This is a genomic window from Nostoc sp. (assembly GCF_036917395.1).
GTDB lineage: Bacteria > Cyanobacteriota > Cyanobacteriia > Cyanobacteriales > Nostocaceae > Nostoc.
In genome coordinates this window covers 138,616-157,423 of sequence record NZ_JBALDI010000005.1, presented here as the reverse complement: position 1 = coordinate 157,423, position 18,808 = coordinate 138,616, and the positions used below count along the sequence as shown (strand labels likewise).

Sequence of the window (18,808 nt, the reverse complement as noted above, 5' to 3'; positions counted from 1 at the left end):
ACAAGCAAAACTTGGCGCGGTTGAGTTCCACGGCATCCGAGGTTCGCGCTTTTACACAAACGTGGATCATTTAGAAGAGATTGGAGTGCCAGAATTTGTATGCCTTCACATGCCAAATCGTCTTTGGAGGCTGGTTTAGTTGCCCTCAAGCAGGGAAATTATCAAACAGCGATCGCTCAACTAGAACCTATTGCTAGCAGCCAAAATCATGCGACTGCTAGCTTACAAGCCCAGGTTGGTTTAGTGATGGCTTATGCTCGCTGTGGCGAAGTTCCCAAAGCGATCGCTATTTCCCAGAATCTCATTGAAAGTAACAATCCGCAAGTTCAAGAGTGGGCAACACGCGCTCTCGAACACCTGACAAAACGTAAAAAACCTGATCAAGAATCAAAAAATGTCGAAACTGGATTTGTTGCCTTTGAGAATTCAACCCCAGATTCTCCTCCAGTTACCCCCCCGGTAACTTCTACATTAGAGGAAAAGCCAGAAGATCAAGTAATCGAAACCAAGAGCGACGACACCCCGCCGATGGTGGCACTAGGTAGACTCAAAGCTACAGTAGCGACACCACTACCTCCACCAACTGCACCCCTAAGCGGTTTCATGGGTTCCGTTACCCGCACCCAAGCCAAATTATTTGGCGTTATTTATTGGCGGCAAGCCCAACGCGCCAGAGCATGGCAACCCCTACGTAAACCGAAATTAATTCCCTTGCGGTTGCTGGCAGCAGGAACATTCATCGCCCTGTTTTGGGTAATGCGAGAAATCCTCAAGTTAGCACTGGGATTGATCAACCTGACTTTAGTCAAACTGCCCTATGTGGAGCCTGTACAGTTTTTATACCGCAACCCTACTCAATTGTTGCTAGTAGTATTGGTGATTTTCATCGGAGTATCACCTTGGTTGCTGGATTTGCTACTGGCGAACTTGTATGGTCAGCGAGAATTTCCTAAGGATGTATTGAATGCCCATAGCCGCGAAGCCGTTAGGGTGCTACAACGTTGTTGCCAACAGCGGCACTGGCCCTTACCCAAACTGCGGATTTTACCAATGGCTGCACCAATTATCCTGACCTACGGTAGTTTACCACGTAATGCCAGGATTGTTGTGAGTAAAGGGCTATTAGAGCAACTGGCAGATGATGAAATTGCCACTATCTACGCCACACAGCTAGGGCATATTGCTCACTGGGATTTTGCTGTGATGTCTTTGTTGCTGCTGGTGACACTACCAACTCATAAGCTATATCAGCAAGTGTCGGCGTTAGGAGACAAAATATCAGGGAAAATTTGGCGCTGGCCGGTGACAATTCTGGCTAGTCTAATTTATGGCGTTTGGTGTTTGCTGACTGGGACTGCATTGTGGTTGTCGCGGTTGCGGCTTTATTATAGCGATCGCGTCGCCGCTGAAATTACTGGTAATCCCAATGCCCTGATTCGCGCCTTACTCAAAATTGCCATTGGAATTGCAGCTGATATCGAAAAACAAGAACACACCAGTTGGCAACTGGAAAGCTTAAATCTCTTGACACCAGTGAGTCACCAACAAAGCCTGTCTTTGGGCACTATTGCCAGCAATCTATCTTTTGAATCCTTTTTGAAGTGGGATACTGCTAATCCCTATCGCCAATGGTTTACAATCAACAATAGCCATCCGCTGATGGGCGATCGCATCGAACGCCTCTGCCAAATAGCCCGTCACTGGCATCTAGACACCGAACTACATTTTCCTAGTGAACCATCAAAGGTTAAGCGTCAGTCTTTCTTATTACAAATCGCTCCCTGGTTAGGAATTCCTCTAGGGGTTGTGTTTGCAGCTTTGGTCTGGCTAACGTGGCAACTAGCATTTGCACTTAAGTTTTTAAATCTAAAGTGGATATATGAAGATTGGTCTTTCATTACAGGCTGCCTTCTAATTGGCTTTAGCATCGGTACAGTGATGCGGATTAATTCTTTCTTCCCCGATATTAAACCTGCCACCGTGCAAACTGACTGCCTACCCAACCTGTTAGCTGACCCTTGTGCCTTACCGATTGACAGTATCAGCGTGCGGATTGTGGGTAAACTATTAGGTCGTCAAGGCACTAGCAACTCCCTAGCGCAAGATTTAATTCTCCAATCCAGTGCAGGTTTAGTGAAATTACACCACGTTTCTTGGCTAGGACACTCAGTCAATCACCAGGATCTGATCGGTCGGCAAATTATCGTCACAGGTTGGTTCCGACGAGGAGCAACACCTTGGATCGATATCCAAACCCTGGAAACTCAAAGTGGTAAAACCATTCATAGCCCTCATCCCATTTGGTCTATTTTTTTGGCAGTTGCAGCACAGGCTTGGGGCGCATACGTTTTTCTCAGTGGTTAGTCATTGGTCAGAATAAAATAAACAACTGACCAAAGGACAAACCGAAATGTAAACAAAAATTGCAGGTTTTCTGAAAAAGTGTTACATTTATTTACACAAACAATAGCAACCTACATAACTCAGCATTACAGCTTAGTTATTAACTCGGATGCTTATCCCCCACTCTATACCTTTTTATCCTCCCAACACAGCAGGAAATTAACCAGCCACTGGCTGGTTTTTGTTTCAAAATATTCTCCCTTGAATAAAAAAATGGGTTTTATGTTATGTTACGATGCAATAATACTAACGTCGCAAAAGTATGCGCTAAACTAGCTACGTAGAAAATACCGTGGTAATGTAAGGAATGGTATTTGATTCTGCGAAAAAGGCATGGAAGAAAGCGTGTATTTTAGCAGGCACTAGGCTATTAAATTTACAATTCTTAGAATTAAGGTGTAATTAGCTCACAATAGTGTGAGCCTTTGGATTAAACAAGCTTGATCCCGACGAAAAACTGTATTGTATAGGTTGACAGTTTCGAGCAAAAAAATTGGTTGATGGCAGTCTTTGTCAATAGCATCTATTTAAAAGCCAAAGCCAAGTGATTGTTTTCTCCCCTTGCCATGTTCATTTAACTCTGGAGGTATAGTTCATGCCCGTTCGCCTATATATAGGTAATTTGCCTAAAGAAGAAATAGATCGTCAAGATCTGCAAGCAGTTTTTGCAGCAGAAGGTGATGCTGTAACTACTAAATTAATTAAAGACCGCAAAACTGGCAAATGCCGTGGTTTCGGTTTTCTTACCGTCAACAACGACGAACAAGCTGACGAAATCATTGAAAAGTACAATGGTCAGATGTTCAAAGACACTCCCATTAAGCTAGAGAAGGCATTACCTCGGACAAAGGGTGAGGAGAGCGAGGAGCAAGCTCCTAAAGCAGCTATTGCTACTACGAGTACCCCCATTCCTAGCGTTAATAGAGAAGGTAGAGAAGGTAGCCGTCGTGAGAAAGGTTCTAAGAAGCCTCGTCGTGGCGGCGGTGGCGGAGCTTCTCGTGAAAGTACCACCACAACTACAGATTCAGACGCTATTCGTCCAGATCCTCGTTGGGCTTCAGAATTAGAAAAGCTGAAGCAGATGCTAGCTGCACAAACTACAAATTAATCCCTAAGGGAGAGAAATTAAAAATTAAAAATCAGAATTTTTTTGATTTTTAATTTTTAATTATCGATTATTACCTAGCTGCTTAGTTAAAAGCTACTTGCAGCTAATTTTGTAAGTATGTAGTTTACCGCCGTAGGCATCGCATAGTCAAATCAAACGACACATAAATTTCACTTATTTCCCATACTTACGTAATAGCAATAAGTCTATACTGATAGAACAGTAACTTCTATAGAGTTATTGTCAAAACTGCTTATAAAAAAATTAAGTTTTTGTGATTAGGCGCATTCAAAAACCTGACCGAAGTGAATGCGATGCCTACGGCGGGCTGCGCCTACGCAGTAATTATCTGGATTTGACAAGTTATAGTCAGTAATGGCTAGCTTCATACTGCCAAGTGAACGGTCGGCGCGATTGCTCTAAAGATAATTTACACTCAAAGTGATACCGATCATTTGCAGCTTCTGTTATGTCCTCAACTCTAGATTCTTTGCCACCTGCGCTCGCTAAAATTGTCCAGCGCTTTCAACGCGCTTCCGAACCGAAGCGACGCTATGAACAGCTAATCTGGTATGCTCAGAAGCTCAATGAGTTTCCAGAAGCTGAAAAATTACCCGAAAATAAAGTTCCTGGTTGCGTGTCTCAAGTTTATATCACAGCAGCCTTGAATGATGGGAAAGTTGTGTTTCAGGGCGATTCCGATTCCCAGTTAACCAAAGGATTAGTAGGACTTCTGGTTGAAGGATTGGATGGACTAACGCCAACTGAGATTGTCCAACTTACTCCAGATTTTATTCAAGCAACAGGTTTAAACGTTAGTCTGACACCTTCCCGTGCTAATGGGTTTTACAACATTTTTAAAACCATGCAAAAAAAAGCATTGGAATGTAAGTTAGATTTGCCTAGCTAAACAGATAAGTGCAAATAAATCTCAAAAGTGAAGAGTTATAAGTTAAGAGTGATGAGTTTTGAATTCCTAACTCTTATACAGACGCGATTAATCGCGTCTCTACTCCTAACTATTGTACAGACGCGATTAATCGCGTCTCTACTCCTAACTCTGAATAATAAATTTAGTCAAATGTCAACAAATTTATTATCTACCTCTGCTGCTATTGGCTTTGGTGGAGTAGTTCAAGAATATCTCTGGAATTGGGAAAATCAGCAATTGCGCGTTGTTTATGAAACCCTCGGTAAAGGTTCACCGCTATTGCTACTACCAGCTTTCAGCACTGTTTCGACGCGTTTGGAAATGGGCGAACTCGCCAGGTTACTAGCTCCCCATTTTCAAGTTGTAGCCATAGACTGGCCTGGATTTGGACAATCTTCTCGCCCTAGTTTGAATTACCGACCGGAAATATATCAGCAATTTCTGGAAGATTTTGTCAAAGCTATTTTTAATACCCCAATTACTGTGGTAGCGGCTGGTCATGCTGCTAGTTACGTTTTACAATTAGCTGTGAAGCAGGCTGCTTTCTCACGGATTGTGTTGTTAGCTCCTACTTGGCGTGGGCCTTTGCCGACAATGGGAGCAAGTCAACAGATAGCTGGCATGGTGAGAGAATTGGTGCGATCGCCTATACTTGGTCAAGCTCTCTACAAACTCAACACTACCCAATCTTTCTTAAGTTTTATGTACCGTCGTCATGTCTTTACTGACGCGGCTAAAATTACACCCAGTTTTATTGAGAAAAAGTGGCACACGACTCAACAACCAGGAGCGCGATTTGCATCTGCCGCCTTTGTAACTGGTAATCTCGATGCTGTACACGAACAATCTGATTTTTTGGAACTTGTGCAGTCTTTAACCGTACCGCTCATGGTAGTAATTGGGGAATCCAGTCCCCCGAAATCACGAGAAGAAATGAATGCTTTGGTAGCCTTACCAAAAGTAAGAAGCGTTGTCATTCCTGGTTCTCTGGGACTACATGAAGAATACCCAGCAGTTGTTTTAGAAGCAGTTCAATATTTTTTATTCTCCCCAGAAAATTAAATCTTAGTCTTGCACCAAGGTGCAAGACTAAGATTATAGAACTAGCCCTTTCAAGATGGGTAAAAATATTGGTCAATAAATTCTTTTAAACCGCAGAGGCGCAGAGGACACAGAGAAAGAAGCAAATGCAGTTCTCGCATTTTTTCTCTCTGCGCTCTCTGCGCCTCTGCGGTTCGTTAAAAAAATGACTTTGACAAAGAGTGCCAACTTTAACCCAACCGTATTGACCGCATAATGAGTCCGCTTGGATGCAATATTCCTACCAAGCTATGCTAACTTATGAATATTTATTACTTATTATAGATGCACAAAAATAAAGTGCTTCTCGATTAAATTATGTAATTATTTTGCTGAAGCCCAAAATAACAGCAAGTTCGCACAAAAATATAAAAAGATTTATCATAGGCGATAATGATTATCCATAAGGTGAGACAAGGGGAATTTAGAGTATGGTGGCTGACGTAATCAACAATTCAGTTCCCGTTACTGTTCTTACAGGCTATTTGGGAGCAGGTAAAACGACTCTACTCAATCACATCCTTACTTACGAACACGGCAAAAAAGTTGCTGTGATTGTCAATGAATTTGGGGAAGTGGGTATTGATAATCAATTGATTATCGATGCAGATGAAGAAATTTTTGAAATGAACAATGGCTGTATCTGTTGTACAGTGCGCGGTGATTTAATTCGGATCATTGGCAACTTGATGAAGCGGCGTGATAAATTTGACCATTTAGTAATTGAAACGACTGGATTAGCCGATCCAGCACCAGTGATTCAGACATTTTTTGTTGATGAAGATTTGCAAAGCCAACTGTCTCTAGATGCGGTGGTGACAGTCGTAGATGCCAAGCATATTTTGCAGCATTGGGATGCAGACGAAGCACAAGAACAGATTGCCTTTGCCGATGTAATTTTACTTAATAAAACTGATTTAGTAGCGCCAGAAGAGTTGGATGAATTAGAAAAACGGATTCGGGCGATGAATGCGATCGCAAAAATCTACCGTACCCAAAATTCTGAACTAGGAATGGATGCTTTATTAGGTGTAAAAGCCTTTGATTTAGATCGGGCATTAGAAATTGATCCAGATTTCTTAGGCGAAGATGCCCACGTACACGATGAAACTGTCTTTTCTGTGGCTTTAGTAGAAGCAGGCGCAGTCGATGGAGAAAAATTAAACGCTTGGATTTCCGAGTTACTGCGTACCCAAGGCCCAGATATCTTTCGGATGAAAGGCATTTTAAATATTGCTGGAGAAGATAATCGATTTGTGTTTCAAGGAGTGCATATGATATTTGATGGCAAACCCGATCGCCCCTGGAAACCAAGTGAAACTCCCAAAAACGAACTGGTCTTCATCGGTCGCAATCTTGATGCAGTCCAACTCAAACAAGATTTTCTCGCCTGTCTGGTATAAAAAGCGAGTTAGGAGTTATCAGTTAAAAATTCAAAACTCCTAACTTCTAACTTCTAACTTCTGTAGAAAATATGAACACCACAACCAGCAAATCTAAGGAATTTGAACAACATTATTCGGGGACACTTTCAGATTATGTAACTGCGATCGCTTGGTCGCCACAAGGTAAAACTTTAGCAGCAACTTCCGCTGCCGGGGAAGTAGTTCTGTGGAATGATGGCAAACTCACAACCTTACAAACTGGTAACGGTAAATCAGTAGACTGTATTGCCTTTTCGCCAGATGGAAAATTTTTAGCTATTGGTGGACAGAATGGACAAGTAAAAATTTGGCAGAATACTGAATTAATCGCCACTTTAGAAAATGCCCCCGCATGGGTTGACAAGCTAGCTTGGAATTACACTAGTAACCAACTGGCTTTTAGTTTAGGGCGTTACGTCCAAGTCTGGGATGCAGATACTCATGAAATTGTCGTGACGCTGAATTTCGACAACTCTTCAGTATTGGGTATAGATTGGCGCATTGACGGACAATATTTAGCCATTAGTGGTTATAAGGGAGTTAAGATTTGGCATAGTCAAAACTGGGATGAAGAACCATACAGCCTGGATACGACTACTGTCAGTCTAGCGATGGCTTGGTCGCCCGATGGCAAATTCCTGGCTTCTGGGAACATGGATCGTAGTGTCACCGTTTTGGAATGGAACAACCCTGACCCTTGGGTAATGCGTGGCTTCCCTGGTAAAATTCGCCAATTGGCATGGTCAGAAGCTACAACCAAAGTGGGTGCGCCGATACTGGCATCTTCTAGCGTTGAAGGTATTGTGGTGTGGGAAAAGCAAGAGGATGATTCCTTAGGTTGGGAAGCGCGAGTCTTAACTAATCATGTAGATGTGATCAATGCGATCGCCTTTGCACCCAAAAGCTTCCTTCTCGCTTCTGCTGCTGCTGACGGCTGGTTGTGTTTGTGGAACCAAGCCAAGGAAGTATCCCAAATTATCACAGGTGTCTCAGGAGGCTTTTCTAGCCTAGCTTGGCATCCCCAAGGCAAGTTACTAGCCGCAGGTGGTGAGAAGGGCGAATTAGTTGTTTGGTCAAAGGTTTTGCGGGGTCAAGGATTTGGCCGTAGTTAAGCACATACTCACTACTTGTTGAAGTTGAACCCCGGCAATTTATTAGCTATCCTGTATCAGCAATATCTTTGTGAGAATTATGAAAATAGTCAAACTGATTTTACTTGCCTGTCCTGCCCTTCTGGCATTTATGCTGCTGGTAGTCAATCCAGCACACGCATCCAGCCTGAAATCTGCATATGCTACACAAATTATTACGGTAGCATCTACACAACAAATTCCTGATCTGGCAACACCAAAGCTGACTCAAATATCTAATCCGATTATTGATCAACTTGGTTGCAATTGTGCCAACTGTGTTCAGTCTAAATTTCAGTCACTACAAGGCAAACTGCCATCCGTCGATTTTTAATAAAGTTAGGAGTTATGAATATTGTAGGGGCACAGCATTGCTGTGCCCTTATTAATTTTATGAGCTTTTTGCACATACTGATTCCACTCGTTGCGGCATAATTATTTATGATATTCACTGAAGGTCACGCCTAAAAAACGAGGTAAGAAAACTGTTAGGTAAATTCCTAGATACTGAGAAACCTGCTGGTAAGCCAGTGAAATTGGTGCGTTCGCCATCTGCACCCAAGCTGTTAAGCTCTTGTTAAAAGAGCTAGTCCCGGAATTAGAAAACTTGCTAGAGTGAACAGAGTTAGCCTTAATGTCTAATCGCCAAAACCTATACATCTCATGGATTTTGCTAATATTGCATCCCAGTTAAATGCTGGAACGATTTTACCAGAGGGGATTGTTATTCTCACCCTCTTGGGGGTTTTGATTGTTGATTTGATTTTGGGGCGTACATCCGCACGCTGGATTGGATATCTAGCGATCGCAGGTTTACTGACTTCGATCATCGCCCTATACTTCCAATGGGATGCGCCAAATCCCATCTCCTTTACTGGTGCTTTCATTGGTGATGACCTCAGTATCGTCTTTCGCGGCATCATTGCTTTGTCTGCCGCTACCACTATACTGATGTCAATCAGCTACATTGAACAGAGTGGCGCTGCTTTAGCAGAATTCATCGCTATTTTGTTGAGCGCTACTCTAGGAGGGATGTTTTTATCTGGGGCTAGTGAGTTGGTGATGATTTTCATCTCCCTAGAAACCCTGAGTATCTCCTCTTATTTATTGACAGGTTATACCAAGCGTGACCCTCGCTCCAATGAAGCTGCGCTGAAATACTTGTTAATTGGAGCTTCCAGTACGGCAATATTTTTGTATGGCGTATCACTGCTGTATGGACTATCTGGAGGACAAACGGAACTGAGTGCGATCGCTAATGGTATTGCCACAGCTAAAGCCGGTCAATCTTTAGCTTTAGTGATTGCCCTGGTTTTTGCGATCGCAGGTATTGGCTTCAAAATCTCCGCTGCACCCTTCCACCAGTGGACACCAGACGTTTACGAAGGCGCTCCCACCCCAGTAATCGCCTTTTTATCTGTCGGTTCCAAAGCAGCTGGGTTTGCCCTAGCCATCCGCTTACTGACAACAGCCTTTCCCCTTGTTGCTGACGAGTGGAGATTTGTCTTCACCGCTCTAGCCGTCCTCAGCATGATCTTGGGTAACGTAGTCGCCCTAGCTCAAACCAGCATGAAACGGATGCTAGCTTATTCATCCATTGCCCAAGCTGGGTTTGTGATGATTGGCTTGATTGCTAGTACACAGGCAGGGTATGCCAGTATGATATTTTACCTACTGGTTTACCTGTTCATGAATCTGTGCGGCTTTACCTGCATCATTCTGTTCTCACTACGGACAGGAACTGACCAGATTGCCGAATATTCTGGTTTATACCAAAAAGACCCACTCCTAACATTGGGGTTGAGTATTGCCCTGCTTTCCTTGGGTGGTATTCCACCATTGGCTGGGTTTTTCGGCAAGATTTACTTATTCTGGGCTGGTTGGCAAGCAGGACTTTATTGGTTAGTCTTGCTGGGCTTAGTTACCAGCGTCGTCTCCATCTACTACTACATTCGCGTAGTCAAGATGATGGTAGTCAAAGAACCCCATGAAATGTCCGACGCGGTGAAGAATTATCCACAAGTGCGTTGGGACTTGCCTGGGCTAAGACCTTTGCAAGTTGGGTTGGTAGTAACATTAATTGCTACTTCCATAGCAGGAATTTTGTCAAATCCACTGTTTACATTGGCTAATAATTCCATCTCCCATACCCCAATTTTGCAAGCAACAATCAACAGTAATCTGAAAGCACAAAATCTACTGCTTTTACCAAAGTTAGATTCGGTTAGTCAGTCTCAACCCTCAGTTGATTCTACTACTAAGATTTAATTGAGTCTCACTCAATAGAACTTTGTGCTACAGGACACGCCTGTTTGCTAATTAGCAGACAGGCGTTATATCTTTTAACTTAATATTGAGAAAAGCTTGAAACGACCAATTTTCGTTAGTGCATATTCCTGGAGCAGAAAAACACCTAAGTTGTCTTCTTGGCTAAAATAGAGCGAACTTGCTGCCGTAACTGCTGAGGGAATAGCCACATAGTTAAGTACAAGTATATGTCAATCGGTCGGAGCTTGCCCCATCGTATAGCTTCCCCTAATAAAGGAAAGAAGGCTTTCCAATCACCTACAAAGGATGCAGAAGGAGCGATAATTGTTGCAATGAAGCCTGAATAAGCTTTTGGTGTTACTAAATTGCGGTTGTAACGAATCCAATCCAAGGAATATTGCCAGTCCTTGATGTTGCTTAAGCGCTTGATTCCCATTTCTGAATGCCAGATTGACATAGGCTCAGGCACAAACTCTATTCCTACACCTTCGATAGCACTAACCCGAAGCAACCACTCCCAATCCTCATGTCTGTAAAATTTTTCTTCTAGAGGCATTTTTTGCATTAACTCTTTTTTCACGAAAAGAGTTGAGGTTTGTATGCAGCCCTCTCCTTTAAAAAAAGAGTTACGCGCAAAAAGATATTCACTTAAATGTTCAGAGAGGTTAGGTAGCCTTCTCGGACAAATAAACTTACCTTTGTGAGTATGGGAAATGAAACGACTGGCGACAACTGGAAAATCATAATGGGAATTATTTGCTACTTCAAGTTGACGCTCCAATTTTTCTGGAAGCCATTCATCATCGTCATCTAAAAAGGCTATCCAAGTGCCTTTAGCCTCTCTCACTCCAGTATTTCTAGCCCCTGATGGACCAACATTTTTTGGTAGTTCTATTACTCTCAATCTTGGATCAGCTATCTGAGATAGTCCATTGACTGTTTCCTGATCGGGACCGTCTATGATCACAATCACTTCAATTGATTCCAGCGTTTGAGTTAATGCAGTCATGACACTCTTTGCAACAATTTGTGGTCTATTGCGTGTAGGAATCACGACGCTGACTATTATTTGGTTAGTTTCATTTACCATTGCTAATTTTTTGGGTAGTGATTAAGATGTAATGATAGATAGAGTAAAGGTGATTGCTATTACTCTTTACCCATGCCTGTCTGCCCAAACTGTGCTTCTTGTAAAACGGTTAAAAATGGTCGCATCCACAACGGGAAACAACGATTCAAGTGTCATGAATGCAGACGGCAATTCGTTGAGCATTCGCCAAAGAAAGTGATTGATTTCGGGACACGAGAATTGATTGACCAACTGCTGCTCTCACGCATCTCACTTGCAGGAATTGCTCGTGCCACGCAGGTTTCTGAGCCAGGGCTGAAAACTACGTGAATGAGAAATATGCGTTAATGCCCCGAAGCGTACAAGTGGCATTCAAAAAAAGGGGAGTTTAACGATTCAATGCGATGAATTGCGGTCATTTGTGGACAATTTGAGTAACAAGCAATGGGTTTAGTTAACGCTCGATGCAGACACGCGCGAAATTGTTGGTATTTATATTGGCGCGGGACCAAGCCTCTGCCCGTCAGTTATGGAATACCTTACAATACGGTCTATCGCCAGTGTGCGATCTTACATCGATCTTTGTTTTGTGTATGCGGCAGTGTTACAGAGCAAGCGGCATCGAACAGTGGGAAAAAAGACGGCTAAAACGAGCTACATTGAGCGATTTAACAATACAACATTGAGACAATGTGTGTGCCGATTAGTCCGAAAAACCCTGTCCAATTCTTACGTCGTTAGAGAATCACATTGGTGCCATTTGGTATTTCATTCATTACTACAATACATCATTACTTGTTTAGTACTTCTAACAATCCGAATCACTTCAGGATTCGGATTGTTAGAAGTTGTTTGAAAAGTGTTTTGCTGTAACTTTAGGCACTTTTAAATTCCCTAATAATCCACCTTTTTAAGGTGGATTTAGAGAGAACTAGAACTTTTGATACCGACAAGAGGACTTTTAAAATATCCTCTTATACGGTCGTCTTTTTTACTTATAAAATAAACTTAGCACATTGTCAGACATTCACTGACATCTTGAGAAATTAAATATTAATTGACTGAAACGGGCGATTCACACCCGAAAATCCCCGAATCGGGAAAGAGCAAGTCACGCAGGGGATACCTGCTCGGTAACGATATAAAACTGCTTCGATAAACAATCGATTGTCTTTAGCGGTAACTCCCACATCGCCCTCTCGCCCAGGTGGCAGGTCTTTGATTCTCTCCCACTGGTCATCTCGTAGTGCGTATCGGCGCGTCATCGTTTTTTTGTTGTCTATTCTTCTTTAGCAGTTCTGATTTCAGTTTACGTAATTGATGACACGCCCTAGCGTTGTTTTATTACTCTCGTTAGAGAATATTATAAGCCTTGTTTTTCTATGCTTGGTTACGAGCAAAGATTTTTTTTGGTTTGATAAAACAAGGCTTTGAACAAGATTCTAGGTGAGCATCTTTTTTCTCTTGGTAGAGACATAAGAGAGCGCTAGTTACGATACTTCCCATCTGTCGTGTTTGAGTAATTTTTCAATAAAACTTAACGCAACTCAAAATTGCTTGGCTAGCAGCCTTTGAGAAATCTTCCCTTCAGCGTATGTCTCAACAATTTTCTGGCGTAGGTCAAGTGAGTATGCTTTTATTTCTACTGAAGGAAATACGATTGAGCTATTCTCTATCTGTACCTCAGTGGATCGGGAAACACTATGTGTAAATTTTTGTAACGATAATTTAACTTTTGATGCATTTGTTCCTATTATATATTTGCAAGTTTTGTTAATCAGTAATTATGCGTAAATAAACAAAGAACTTATAAGCAAGACTGAATTTAGTCTAGCTAAACATGCTACAGTTGGGATTCAAATAGGATCACTACCTGTCCAAGGTATTTATCGAGAAGGTCAAAAACGCTATGACTATTTCAATATTATCAAATCATTAACTTTTGCTCATGGATTAATACTTATTGCTTGTTTATTGTATAAACCAGTTGTTGATATTACATGTCCCAAATTAATATTTTATCTGGGATGCTAAGTTATTATTTATGTCGGTATAATATATGCTGTAAATATTACTCTTGAATATCTGCACAAGCCGGAAAAAATAGTTCGTTCTTCTGTATTCATTATTTGTGAACCTTAAGATCATGAGCAGATTGCTAGCTTTATAAAAAAAGAAAAGCATTATATTGTATCTGGAACGGCGAATGCTAATTCATTAGACAGATATTAACGTCAGCAAACCTTGAATTAACTTAATCAATTAGCTCTAACAGAAGTTTTTATACTTTAGGATGCTCTAAAAAACAGAATACTTTTATGCTTGTATAGTTTTGGGAGAAATAGTATTCGAGAAAACAGACCCATGGTTGAGGTGAGTAGATCCACTATCAGTCGTGTTACTGAAATGTTTGGGATTAACCCGAAAAAAAATATTCCATGCCACTCAAAGGCAGACAGAGCGAGTTCAAAACTTACAAGAGAGTACGGCAAACAAATAACCACCTTATGAGTAGAGGATTTGGTATTTGTGGATGAAGCTGGAGTCAATTTAGGAATGACTCGTCAATTTGGACGGGCATTATCAGCACAAACAGCTTATGGGACACGTCCTCAACAACGAGGTAAAAATGTGAGTCTTATAGCGGTTGTCGATTGGATGAGAACACCAAAATCCTTGCTGTCAAATCATTTCAGCAAAGTTTTTGTATCTCACTCAACTGCACACCGCTATATAAGTATAATCGCATTGCGAGGTGTTATTGCTTCGATAGCTATTCTATTCTGGGAGCAACAGTACCTTACTGAATATTTAGAGTCAGTAAGCGAGTATTATATATAACTCTTAATTCCAGCAAATTAACTTCATAGTACACACGTTCGTATCTGATCCAAATGTTTACTGCTATAAGTAATTCCCTCTCAATGATGGTCAATCGGTTAGCACAAAGTATTACAGCCTTTGTATTAACCGCTGCTATTGCTAAGACTCTAGGAGTTGAGGCTTTAGGGCAGTATCTACTAGCGTATAGCTTTTACTATATGTTTATGGGCATTGCTTCACAAGGGCTAAAAGTATTGTTTACCAGAGAAATAGCCCGTGAACCAGAAAAAACATCTGTTTGTTTAATAAGTGGTAGCTGGTTGCAATTAATATTTAGTTTTTTCAGTTATGGGGCTTTGGTGATTGTAGTGTTTTTACTTCCCTATAGTTCTAAAACCTCGACTATTTGCTACATCATGGGCTTCACGATCATTCCTTTTGCACTTTCCAATATCACTGAGGCAATTTTTCAAGCTCAAGAAAAGATGCATCTGATTGCCATCGCTACAGTGCCAGTATACATTGGACGCGTAATCATAATGATTTGGGCGATGCAACTGAAATATGGAATTGAATCTGTGGGGGCAATTCTATTTTTTTCAGAAACACTAATTCTGGTAATTGAATGGATTTTTATCACACAGTCAGTCAAAATCCAATGGCAAATTGATAGAATTTTTGTATGGGATACAATTAAAAATGTACGGACATTTGTTGCTATTGAAGCAATGGCTGTAGTCAGTAGTAGAATGCAAATATTGATTCTTTCATTGTTAGGAAATGAAGTTTTAGTTGGTCTTTTTGGTGGAATAGGACAAGTGCTACAACCCTTTTTGATTATTGCCAACAGTATCAGTGTAGGAATGTTCCCGACACTCTCAAAAGCAGCAGATAAAGGACAGGAAAAGCAGCAGCAGATCGCTGAAAGCTTTATTGAAATTATACTAACTATGGGATTACCCTTATTCCTTGGATTGTTATTTTTTGGCAAAGATTTACTGGTTTTTATCTATACCCCTAGTTTTGCTCAAGGAAGTTTAGCTCTGAGTATAACTGCTGTATCACTGCTTTTCTTGCCCTTTATACGCACACTGTGCAATCTACTTATAGCCAATCATTTTGAGATAGTGAACCTGCGTGAAGTGTTTATTACAACTATATTAGCAAGCTTGGTAGGTGTGGCATTAGTTCCGCAATATCATTTACTAGGTGCAGCTATAATGACATTGGTAATGACTGTTCTTGGCTTTAGCCAGTATGTTTACTTTACTTATACTCTCTTATTTCCATTAAATTTTTGGCGAATAATTCGCCGTCCAGTTATAATCGGCACTTTGATGCTAGTTATATTTTTAATTTTAAAGAATATTAATTTAGACTTTTTATTAACTCTGATTATTGCGACTTCCTTTTATATTTTATTTGTTATTTTGATGAGTATTCATGTTTTAGGTGGAATTCATATTATCTGGGAAAAGTTGGTAAAAAAGCTAAAAAAGGGATGAAGTTTCAATGCTTGATCCTACTTAGAAAATAGCAATTTTGCCAAATCTTAAAATAACTAAACTAATGAATATTGAATATCTTCAACCAGAAAAAGGAGCAACCAAAAAATTAGCAACGGTAAATGAAACTAACCAAACCATCTAGGGCAAACGCATCTAAAGTATAAAAATCATTTTTCTGCAAGAGTTCCAATCTTGAGCATCAAAGACTATTTTTTAATCAAGATTTTTATCCAGTAAGCATTTCATAAATCACGTGCGTTTACCCTGACGGATAAATCCGCTGCTCACAATAAGGATAAAAAATCCCTGTTTTCCTTAAATAAACTTAGCAACTCTGAAACCGTAATTAATTACGAATTACGAACTATTCGGTCACTATGACATCATAAGCTAATGAGCATTTAAGTTGTATAAAATAAAGGCTGAAGCCGCTTACAACAAGCGAATCATTCTGCAAAAATGAATGGCGATTAGCTTACCACATTGAACATTAATTTTTTCTAAAATCATTTGAAATAGTTTAGTAGACCTACTAGTCTAAAAAATTGGAATGGTGATTACAAATTCTGAACCTTGTCCTACCTAGCACAGAATTTACTTTTAGAGTTACCTGATGTTTTTGAAGAATTATTTGATAGGCAATTGATAATCCTAATCCTGTTCCTTTTCCCACAGGTTTGGTTGTGAATAAATGGTTAAAAATTTTTTGCCGAACATCACCCGATATTCCTACACCATTATCTTGAATCCGAATCAATGCGTGATTTGTATCCTTAATTAGGGCAGTATGAGTTTAAAGTCAATTGCAGCAAAAATAATCCCAGCTTTTGGTATATCTCCTGCAAGAGAATTGGTACATTGCTGAAGAACTTCTTCAACTGCTGATAGAGAATCTGGATCGTTACTGTGACTTACTACTGCTTTGAACATAAATTTACCTATTATATTGATGAACGTGATTTGCTATGATTCTTAAATGGGAAGCTTGATAATAAACTCTGAACCTTGTCCTATTGCTGAATTTACCTCTAGAGTTCCTCCATGTTTTTCGACAACAATTTGACGGGCAATTGATAATCCTAATCCTGTACCTTCACCCACAGGCTTGGTGGTGAATAAATGGTCAAAGATTTTTTGCTGGACATCAGAAGACATTCCCATGCCATTATCTTTAATGCGAATCAAAATATGATTTTTGTTTTCATTGAGGGTAGTCTGAATCAAAACTTGGTTGGGATTTGCTTCAATTTCAATATAGGTGCGTCCTACATTAGACTCCTCTAAAGCATCAATAGCATTAGCTAACAAATTCATAAATACCTGATTTAGTTGTCCGAGAAAGCATTCTAATTCTGGCAAATTATCGTAATCTCTAATTACTTGAATATCGGGTCGATCCTTAGATGCTTTTAAGCGGTATTTGAGGATCATGATTGTGCTGTCTATGCCATCATGAATGTTGCAAGAAACTTTGCGATCGCTATCTGCTCGAGAAAAGGTTCTCAGACTAGTACTAATGTTGCGAATACGCTGAACACCCTCTTTCATTGAGGAAATTAAATTAGGTAGATCAGAAAGCATATACTTCAAATCTATCGCTGCAATTTCCTCTTGAATTTCTGGAACCGGATTTGGATAGTGCAGCTGATAGAGATCAATGAGGTTAATCATGTCTTGGAAATATACTGAAGCGTATCTGAGATTGCCATGAATGAAACCAACTGGATTATTAATTTCATGAGCAACTCCTGCTACTAATTGACCAAGGGCAGACATTTTTTCTGTCTGTACAAGCTGAAGTTGAGACTCTTGTAGGTCTTTTAATGCCCTAGACAACGCTGCTGTCCTTTCTACAACTCGTTTTTCTAAAGTTTTTGTGAGATTTCGTAATTGAAGATGGGTTTTAATTCTAGCTAATAACTCTTCTTCATGAAAGGGTTTTGTAATGTAATCAACTGCCCCGATACTTAGACCCGTTACCTTACTATCTGTATCAGAATTGGCTGTCATAAAAATTACTGGTATATCACAAGTTGCTGAATTTTGTTTCAACTTTTTACAGGTTTCAAATCCATCTATTCCCGGCATCATTACATCTAATAAAATCAAATCAGGTAGGATAGATTCAGCCTGTTGAAGTGCTCTTGTGCCATCCATCTCTGTAGCCACTTCAAAGCCTACATTAGTCAATATCTCAAAGACCATTTTTAAATTAGTAGTAGTATCATCTACCACTAAAATTAAACTATCTTCTGGTACATTTGGCATTTTTATAACTCTCTTATAATTCATGTATTTAAATTAATTTAACTACTTGTTACTTGTTCACTATTCACCCTGCGATCGCAGCTAAGTCACCTCTATTTTATTGGCAGACTGATTGATAAATTTATAGTCTGACAATCCTATAGTTCCCAAAAACTCTGATAACAGCAACATTTTCACACTAAATTGCCCTATGCAACCACGGAGGCGATCGCTACAGGGTGGAAATTAACCAGCAATCTGCGCTTTCACTAAAGTTGAAGATCCTCTTTCATGAAGGCGTTCGCTCTGATATTAGTGATTATTACCCTTGTCTTTTTATAAAAGTAGTGTTAATCCAGAATAATATTGTTGATGCCATAAGTTAAATTTTTCAGTTAATAAAGAGTATTTATTATGAGTTTATACAACCATAACTATTTTTCAAAAAAAATTAGAATTCCGGATAATTTAGGTTAGTTTTTCTAAAAAAGTTGAACAATAAGTAGGTAAGCTTTGAAATATTCATATATTTACATATCAATGATAGAGATGTAAATCATATTTATCTACTGAAAAAACATGTGGTTAGAGTAAAGTTTTAAAAAATGTCTTTTATCAACCTTTAATAAATATATCCTCTTTGTCCTCCTGTAATTCATGTTTGTTGCTTTGAACTAATACATTTTTGATGAAGAAATTACTTCTTACCGAGTTTATAATGCCCATATTCACCCCAGATCAATAACCATGTTGATATTTTTAAAAAGCACACTCTGGAATGGGTACTTCACTTTAACCTCTTGGTCAATGAATTATT

The 18,808-nt window shown here is 40.0% G+C and carries 14 protein-coding genes and 2 pseudogenes; 11 read left to right on the top strand and 5 right to left on the bottom strand.

The window, feature by feature from the left end; all coding sequences use genetic code 11:
* The first annotated feature begins 99 nt into the window (after positions 1-99).
* From V7K46_RS04860 to V7K46_RS04825, 8 genes are all read left to right on the top strand, one after another.
* Positions 100-2,364, top strand: a complete 2,265-nt coding sequence (locus tag V7K46_RS04860) for a M48 family metalloprotease (protein ID WP_335111494.1) — start codon at positions 100-102, stop codon at positions 2,362-2,364.
* A 634-nt stretch (positions 2,365-2,998) separates the two neighbouring features.
* The gene (locus V7K46_RS04855) at positions 2,999-3,511 is read left to right on the top strand and encodes an RNA recognition motif domain-containing protein (RefSeq protein ID WP_335027918.1); all 513 of its coding nucleotides are present in this window, start codon (positions 2,999-3,001) and stop codon (positions 3,509-3,511) included.
* Positions 3,512-3,980: 469 nt separating this feature from the next.
* A complete protein-coding gene (locus V7K46_RS04850) occupies positions 3,981-4,421 on the top strand; it encodes a SufE family protein (protein ID WP_335111493.1) in 441 nt (146 codons plus the stop codon).
* A 171-nt stretch (positions 4,422-4,592) separates the two neighbouring features.
* Positions 4,593-5,504, top strand: coding sequence for an alpha/beta fold hydrolase (locus V7K46_RS04845; protein WP_335111492.1), 912 nt, complete (start codon positions 4,593-4,595; stop codon positions 5,502-5,504).
* A gap of 449 nt (positions 5,505-5,953) precedes the next feature.
* Complete coding sequence (locus tag V7K46_RS04840; RefSeq protein WP_335111491.1) at positions 5,954-6,925, top strand: CobW family GTP-binding protein; 972 nt, start codon at positions 5,954-5,956, stop codon at positions 6,923-6,925.
* Positions 6,926-6,996: 71 nt separating this feature from the next.
* The gene (locus V7K46_RS04835; RefSeq protein ID WP_335111490.1) at positions 6,997-8,058 is read left to right on the top strand and encodes a WD40 repeat domain-containing protein; all 1,062 of its coding nucleotides are present in this window, start codon (positions 6,997-6,999) and stop codon (positions 8,056-8,058) included.
* Between the two features lie 79 nt (positions 8,059-8,137).
* Positions 8,138-8,410, top strand: a complete 273-nt coding sequence (locus V7K46_RS04830) for a hypothetical protein (protein WP_335111489.1) — start codon at positions 8,138-8,140, stop codon at positions 8,408-8,410.
* Positions 8,411-8,739: 329 nt separating this feature from the next.
* Entirely contained in the window at positions 8,740-10,344 is a 1,605-nt protein-coding gene (locus tag V7K46_RS04825; protein ID WP_334873926.1) for an NAD(P)H-quinone oxidoreductase subunit N, read from the top strand.
* 145 nt (positions 10,345-10,489) lie between these two features.
* On the opposite strand, the gene V7K46_RS04820 is transcribed toward V7K46_RS04825, so the two are convergent.
* Entirely contained in the window at positions 10,490-11,434 is a 945-nt protein-coding gene (locus V7K46_RS04820) for a glycosyltransferase family 2 protein (protein WP_334959439.1), read from the bottom strand.
* Positions 11,435-11,506: 72 nt separating this feature from the next.
* On the opposite strand from V7K46_RS04820, the pseudogene V7K46_RS04815 reads away from it, so the two are divergent.
* Positions 11,507-12,216: pseudogene (locus tag V7K46_RS04815) on the top strand (IS1 family transposase).
* A gap of 315 nt (positions 12,217-12,531) precedes the next feature.
* Here V7K46_RS04815 and V7K46_RS04810 read toward each other — a convergent pair.
* Positions 12,532-12,678: pseudogene (locus tag V7K46_RS04810) on the bottom strand (transposase); the annotation flags it as partial.
* A gap of 1,264 nt (positions 12,679-13,942) precedes the next feature.
* Between V7K46_RS04810 and V7K46_RS04805 the strand changes: the two are divergent.
* Together V7K46_RS04805 and V7K46_RS04800 are read left to right on the top strand one after the other, a co-directional pair.
* The gene (locus tag V7K46_RS04805) at positions 13,943-14,254 is read left to right on the top strand and encodes a hypothetical protein (RefSeq protein WP_335111488.1); all 312 of its coding nucleotides are present in this window, start codon (positions 13,943-13,945) and stop codon (positions 14,252-14,254) included.
* A 53-nt stretch (positions 14,255-14,307) separates the two neighbouring features.
* Positions 14,308-15,741, top strand: a complete 1,434-nt coding sequence (locus V7K46_RS04800; RefSeq protein WP_335111487.1) for an oligosaccharide flippase family protein — start codon at positions 14,308-14,310, stop codon at positions 15,739-15,741.
* 535 nt (positions 15,742-16,276) lie between these two features.
* Here the strand turns inward: V7K46_RS04800 and V7K46_RS04795 are convergent.
* From V7K46_RS04795 to V7K46_RS04785, 3 genes are read right to left on the bottom strand one after another with little or no spacing between them, the layout of a single operon-like run.
* On the bottom strand, positions 16,277-16,501 hold the full coding sequence (locus V7K46_RS04795) for an ATP-binding protein (protein ID WP_335111486.1): 225 nt from the start codon (positions 16,499-16,501) through the stop codon (positions 16,277-16,279).
* A 20-nt stretch (positions 16,502-16,521) separates the two neighbouring features.
* Positions 16,522-16,674, bottom strand: a complete 153-nt coding sequence (locus V7K46_RS04790; protein ID WP_335111485.1) for a hypothetical protein — start codon at positions 16,672-16,674, stop codon at positions 16,522-16,524.
* Between the two features lie 42 nt (positions 16,675-16,716).
* On the bottom strand, positions 16,717-18,012 hold the full coding sequence (locus V7K46_RS04785) for a hybrid sensor histidine kinase/response regulator (protein WP_335111484.1): 1,296 nt from the start codon (positions 18,010-18,012) through the stop codon (positions 16,717-16,719).
* Positions 18,013-18,808 lie beyond the last annotated feature (796 nt).